Below are 5,961 nucleotides of genomic sequence, written 5' to 3'. Positions count from 1 at the left end.
TTTTAAATATATTTGGATTTCGCAAATGGCTCATCCCACCGTTATATGCTTGATCTAAAGGAATGCGAAAAAGCCCTGGATTTGAGAACTGTATAGATGACTGTTGGCGCTCAACAATAATTCCTCCATCCCCGTTATAATCAGCATGCACGAGCGCGTTTATAAGCGCCTCATGAACTGCTTCTTTTTCTTTCTCTAATCCATCTTGCAGCTCGTCCATCACTTTAAAATAAAAATCGTAAATATTTCCCGACCACGTTCCGTCTTGGGATGTGAAACGATTTGACCAAAGCATATCGTCATCATATTCCCGATATTCTAAAAAATATTGTGGTAAAACTTCTGTAATCATTCGCTCTTCGCTGAACATTAGTAGCCCTGCTAATGTTAGCCCTTCTTTGCTTGTATTTCGTATTTTCCCCCAAGCGCCAATTTTATATAAAAAATCTTTTGTTTCTAAGCCATTCCACGGATGGCTTGGCTTTACTTTCGCAAACTGCTCGCGATAATGGCGAACAGACTCTAAATGCAGTTCATTCAGTCCGTAATGCTCTAATACGATGTTATCTTGTAAACGAACACTTGCATCTTTATTCACTGTAACTCTCCCTCTTACGTTATGTTATAAAAACGTTTCAATACTCGTCTATTTCCATTTTATCATCTTTGTAAATGTTCATCATAAACTTTTCCGTTCGGGGTAAATTAAGAAAAACATGGGTATGGAGGAATGAAGTCATGTCTTTACCAAATTCGTCCCAATCGTATTGGCTACAATCAACAACCGTTCCATCGTTCTCGACGCTTGCACAATCTCTTCATGTGGACGTAGCAATCATTGGAGGTGGAATAACGGGCATTACAACAGCTTATTTGCTCGCTCGGGAAGGGGTGCGCGTTGCTGTCGTCGAGGCGAATCGCCTCTGTCATGGCACAACAGGGTATACGACAGCAAAAATTACTGCCCAGCACGATCTTATTTATCATGAACTTATTTCACATGTCGGGGAGGAGAACGCTCGGAAATATTACGAGGCGAATGAAAAAGCTTTGCACGCGATTATACACATAGTGAAAGAAAACGATATTCGTTGCGACTTGTCGATTGAAGACGCATACGTGTATACGACAGAAGAAACAAAATTACATGCGCTTGAAGCAGAGTGGAAAGCCTACGAAACGCTCGGCATTGATGGCGCGTATGTCGACGAGCTACCGCTTCCTTTTTCTGTTCAAGGCGCGGTTATGATGCGCAAACAAGCGCAATTTCATCCGCTCCACTATGTAAAAACATTAATCGAACTTGCGGTAAAACATGGGGCTTCTTTTTACGAACAAACGGTTGCGGTCGATATTGAACCGACAACGCAACCCGTCGTGAAGATGAAAAACGGAGCTACCATGACGTGCGATACGGTCATCATTTGTACTCACTTTCCATTTTTTGATCCTTCTTTTTATTTTGCTCGTTTACATGCCGAACGGTCATACGTTATTGCAGTCGAGTCGCATGAACGATTGCAAGGCATGTATTTAAGCGCAAATGAACCAAAGCGTTCGCTTCGATACGCCATGATGAACGACAGACCGCTTCTCTTAATTGGGGGCGAGTCGCATAAAGTCGGACAAGGAACAAACATGATGCAACATTACGAAGCATTACAGTCATTTTGTAACCACACGTTTGGATTATCAAATGTATTATATCGTTGGTCGGCACAAGATTTAGTAACGTTAGATCATCTTCCTTACATCGGCCCTGTCCGTGCTAGTCATCCGAACGTGCTTGTCGCGACAGGATATCGAAAGTGGGGGATGACGACAAGCACTGTCGCAGCCCATCTTTTAACCGATTTAACGTTGCAAAAAGAGAACAGCTATGCCCATCTATTTACGCCGTCACGATTTATCGCTCATCCATCGCTTCAAAACTTCGTAACAGAAGGAATCGATGTCGCTAAACATTTCTTAACCGGAAAGCTTGAATATGCCTTGCGCACTCCGCGCGACATATCGAAAGGGGAAGGGGCAGTGGTCAATGTACATGGAAAACGGGCAGGGGCGTATCGCGACGAACAAGGTACGCTTTATGTCGTCGATACGACTTGTACACATATGGGGTGCGAGCTTGAATGGAACAATAGTGAGCGCTCTTGGGATTGCCCATGTCATGGCTCTCGCTTTTGTTTTACCGGAAAAGTTTTAGAAGGACCTGCCATCGAACCGCTCCAGCGGATTGAAGGGGATGAATAATGAACGGTACACAACAAACGATCACCCATTCGCTCGATATGAATGAGCAAACGTTGCGTGACTATTTCACAAAAACTCCCGACCTCATTTATTGTCATATATGGATTGGCGAACCGAAAAAACGGGCATTGCTCGTATATCTCAACACGCTCGTTGATAAAAATTCAATTAACAATAACATTATCGATCCACTTTTATTTGAAACAAAACAAATTGAAACGATTATAGACATTCAATTACCGATCGGATCTAAGTCATATACGACAAAATGGGAACACGTCATTCAACATGTATTTCAAGGAGAAACCGCGCTATTGCTCGATGGCGATAACCGCGTATTGCTGTTAGATACGCAAGGATGGCCACAGCGGGCGATCGCTGAACCGCAAATTGAGTCATCGCTTAAGGGATCGCACCAAGGATTTATTGAAACGTGCGAAAAAAATATTGCGCTCATTCGACGCTATTTGCCTCACCAACAACTAAAAATTGAAGAGACGACGGTCGGTAGACGCGGTCACACGCCTGTCTCTATTTTATATTTAGAAGATGTAGCTCACCCTGAGGTAGTACAAGAGCTGAAAGATCGCATCGAGCAAATCGACGTCGATACGATCGTCAATACAGGTGAGCTTATGCAACTGATTGAAGATAATCCGTTTTCGCCATTTCCGCAGTTTTTATTGACGGAGCGGCCAGATGCAGCAGTAAGCAACCTACTGCAAGGACGCATCGTCATCGTTGTTGATCGGTCGCCTAGCGTCATGATCGGACCGATGACGTTCATCACGTTTTTCCAAACGGTTGATGACTATAGTACGCGTTGGATGATCGCTTCATTTTTACGCTTACTGCGCCTGCTTGCCTTTTTCATGGCGATTTTTTTACCGTCAGCTTACATTGCGGCTCTTTCGTTCCATTACGAGATTATTCCGCTCAATTTATTGTTAACGGTCGGCGAATCGCGCGAACGCGTTCCGCTTCCTCCGATTCTTGAAGCGATTTTAATGGAGCTTGCGATCGAAATGTTGCGTGAAGCAGGGTTACGTTTACCTGCGCCGATCGGGCAAACGGTCGGCATCGTCGGCGGAGTTGTAATCGGACAAGCAGCCGTTGAAGCTGGCATCGTCAGCAACATTATGGTCGTCATCGTGTCGCTCACAGCGATTGCTTCGTTTATTATTCCGAATCCTGATATGTCCGAATCGATTCGCTTATTGCGCTTTCCAATGATGATCGCGGCCTCTTTATTCGGTTTAGTGGGGATGGTGATCGGATTTATGGTTATTATTGGGCACCTTATTTCATTGGAGTCGCTCGGCACCCCTGCAGGAAGTCCGTTCGCTCCTGCACGGTTGCGCGACTGGAAAGATACGGTCTTGCGCTTCCCGCTTTGGATGATGCGCACGCGTCCGCTATCCGCACGACCGATACAACTAACGAGACAAAAAAAATTTCGCAAATAAGTGGTGCGTATGAAACGTTATCAGTTTAATGAAATTACAACGATGCAATATATTTTTCTTATTTCAGGTATACAAATCGGCATCGGTATTTTATCTCTCCCTGCCCAACTCGCCGATATCGCAAACACGGATGGGTGGATCGCCATTGTGATCGGTTGGGGCATTTCGATCATCGCTAGTATGCTCATTATTAAAACGATGGAAAAACATAAGCAGGATACGATTTTCGATCTCTCGCGCCGCTATTTTGGTCGCATATTTGGCTCGTTGCTTCATCTCGCGTTCGTCGCTTATGCTTTGCTCGCGTCTATGACGGTCGTTTTTACAGCTATTCACGTTATACAAACGTGGGTGTTGCCAAATACACCAAACTATTTACTTATGATGCTATTTATGTTGCCGGGGTTTCTTATTGCCCGAAATGGCGTGCGCGTGCTCGGCCGTTATGCCGAATTTGTTTTTTACTTAACGCTTTGGATGCCGGTTCTTATCGCTATACCGTTGCAAAAAGGGAGTGTTTTACATATGCTCCCTATTTTAAAAGAAGGTTGGGCTCCAATTTTCCAAGCGGTAAAAACGACTGTTTTATCGTTTTTAGGATTCGAGCTCGCGTTCGTGTTTTACCCGTTTTTAAAAGAAAAAAAGCATGCGATAAAAGCAATGATCATCGCAAACAGCATTTCCGCTTTCACTTTTTTATTAATTACAGTAACATGTTTTATTTTCTTTAGTCCCGATGAAACGCCGTCGCTTGTGTGGCCGACGTTATCGTTGTTAAAAACGATCGAGTTTTCATTTATCGAACGGTTCGAAGTCATTTTTTTGTCGTTTTATTTGTTCGTCATGTCGACGACAGGCATTCCGTATATTTTTACGACCGTCTTTGGCATCAGTCAACTGTTTAAAAAACAAGATCATACGATCGTGCTCGTTATCGCTGTGTGCGTATTTATTGTCGTATCTTTTTTATACAATCCTTCTTTTTCACATATTCAAACGATGGGATCATGGTGGGAACGATACGGACTATGGGGGGCTTATGTTTTTCCAACTTGTTTGTTTATCTACGTCTCCGTTGTGCGATGGTTTCGAGGAGGGAAAAAGAAATGAGAAAACATATGTATATATTTCTTTGCTTTCTTTTAACAGTCGGATGTGGCATGCAGTCGCAACTTGACGATTTAACGCTCGTGTTAACGATTGGACTAGACGAAAAAGACGGGAAAATAATCGTTTATTCCGTTAGTCCTGTCTTTAATAAAGAAGCGAAAAACATTTACGAAGTGATTCGTACATCAGGGGTAACGCTTCGCGACAACCGTTTTAAAGCAAACGCCTTCGCTTCCGGAAAAATTGTTGGCGGAAAAACACAAAATGTCGTTGTGAGTAAAAGAATCGCGAAAAATCACGATATGTTCTCGTATTTAGACGTGTTATATCGTGATCCGAAAAACTCAACGACAGCAAATTTTATCGTTTTTGACGGTCCGTTAAAAAATTTAATGTACATTCGGCTTGATGATAAGCCTCGTTTATCGGTCGCCATTCGCGACGTATTATTGACAGCTCATAAAGGAAAACAAACGACGAAAATGGATCTTCTTCAATTTCGTCGTTTATCGATTGATCGCGCCCAAACGCCTTTTGCCCCGATGATGAAAGTATATAAAGGGGATTTGGTCGCGGGCGGGATCGCTTTATTTAATGAACAACGAAAATATGTCGGGGCATTGTTCCAAAAAGAAAGCCCGTATTTTGCGATACTACAAAAACAAATTAAACCTTCAACGTCGCTTACGTTACCGATCAAAAAACAAAACAAACAAACAGAGTTCGTAAGCATTTCTATTGAACATGGTCATTTTTCATATAAACCGTCGTTTCAACATGGGATGTTTCGTTTTGACGTGCGCATAAAATTACGTGCTGTTTTAACAGAAGCAACCGCATACATTGATATGAAAAAGGATAAACAAAAAATCGAACAATTGCTCGCTAAAGAAATACAAAAACAGCTTGAGTCAATTGTAAGAAAAATGCAAAAATACGAAGTCGATCCGATCGGATTCGGCTTATACGCTCGCGCTTATGAATACAAAACATTTAAAAAACAAAAAAGCTGGGCGAAAGCGTTTGCGAAGGCGGACATCAACATTCGTCCAACCGTTGAGATTATTAATTATGGTGTTCTCCAATAGCGAAAAAAAGTTGCCCAATATAGACCGATCATTCATAATGAACT

Annotated in this window: 4 protein-coding genes and 1 pseudogene; 4 read left to right on the top strand and 1 reads right to left on the bottom strand. The window is 42.6% G+C overall.

The annotated features are described in order from the left end of the window. Nucleotides 1-598: pseudogene (locus V7Z64_RS11400) on the bottom strand (transcriptional regulator); the annotation flags it as partial. 140 nt (nt 599-738) lie between these two features. Between V7Z64_RS11400 and V7Z64_RS11395 the strand changes: the two are divergent. The 4 genes from V7Z64_RS11395 to V7Z64_RS11380 are packed head-to-tail and all read left to right on the top strand — an operon-like array spanning nt 739 to nt 5,917. Beyond that, on the top strand, nt 739-2,253 hold the full coding sequence (locus V7Z64_RS11395) for an FAD-dependent oxidoreductase (RefSeq protein ID WP_297989524.1): 1,515 nt from the start codon (nt 739-741) through the stop codon (nt 2,251-2,253). Next, nucleotides 2,250-3,719: a spore germination protein gene (locus V7Z64_RS11390; protein ID WP_297989525.1), complete on the top strand. Its 1,470-nt coding sequence runs from the start codon at nt 2,250-2,252 to the stop codon at nt 3,717-3,719. Before V7Z64_RS11395 ends, V7Z64_RS11390 begins: the two co-directional genes overlap by 4 nt. Before the next feature lie 9 nt (nt 3,720-3,728). Continuing rightward, nucleotides 3,729-4,829: a GerAB/ArcD/ProY family transporter gene (locus V7Z64_RS11385; RefSeq protein WP_297989522.1), complete on the top strand. Its 1,101-nt coding sequence runs from the start codon at nt 3,729-3,731 to the stop codon at nt 4,827-4,829. Continuing rightward, entirely contained in the window at nt 4,826-5,917 is a 1,092-nt protein-coding gene (locus V7Z64_RS11380; protein WP_297989519.1) for a Ger(x)C family spore germination protein, read from the top strand. The genes V7Z64_RS11385 and V7Z64_RS11380 overlap by 4 nt, the downstream gene beginning before the upstream one ends. The last annotated feature ends 44 nt before the right edge of the window (nt 5,918-5,961 follow it).

Source organism: Anoxybacillus sp. (assembly GCF_036834105.1).
Lineage (GTDB): Bacteria > Bacillota > Bacilli > Bacillales > Anoxybacillaceae > Anoxybacillus.
Note: the sequence above shows the minus strand (reverse complement) of the source record. Positions and strands in the feature narration are given on the sequence as shown.

What these genes read in the sequence shown, in the direction of transcription:
- V7Z64_RS11395 (WP_297989524.1), top strand. Translation starts at nt 739, where the DNA reads ATGTCTTTACCAAATTCGTCCCAATCGTATTGGCTACAATCAACAACC.
- V7Z64_RS11385 (WP_297989522.1), top strand. Translation starts at nt 3,729, where the DNA reads ATGAAACGTTATCAGTTTAATGAAATTACAACGATGCAATATATTTTT.
- V7Z64_RS11380 (WP_297989519.1), top strand. Translation starts at nt 4,826, where the DNA reads ATGAGAAAACATATGTATATATTTCTTTGCTTTCTTTTAACAGTCGGA.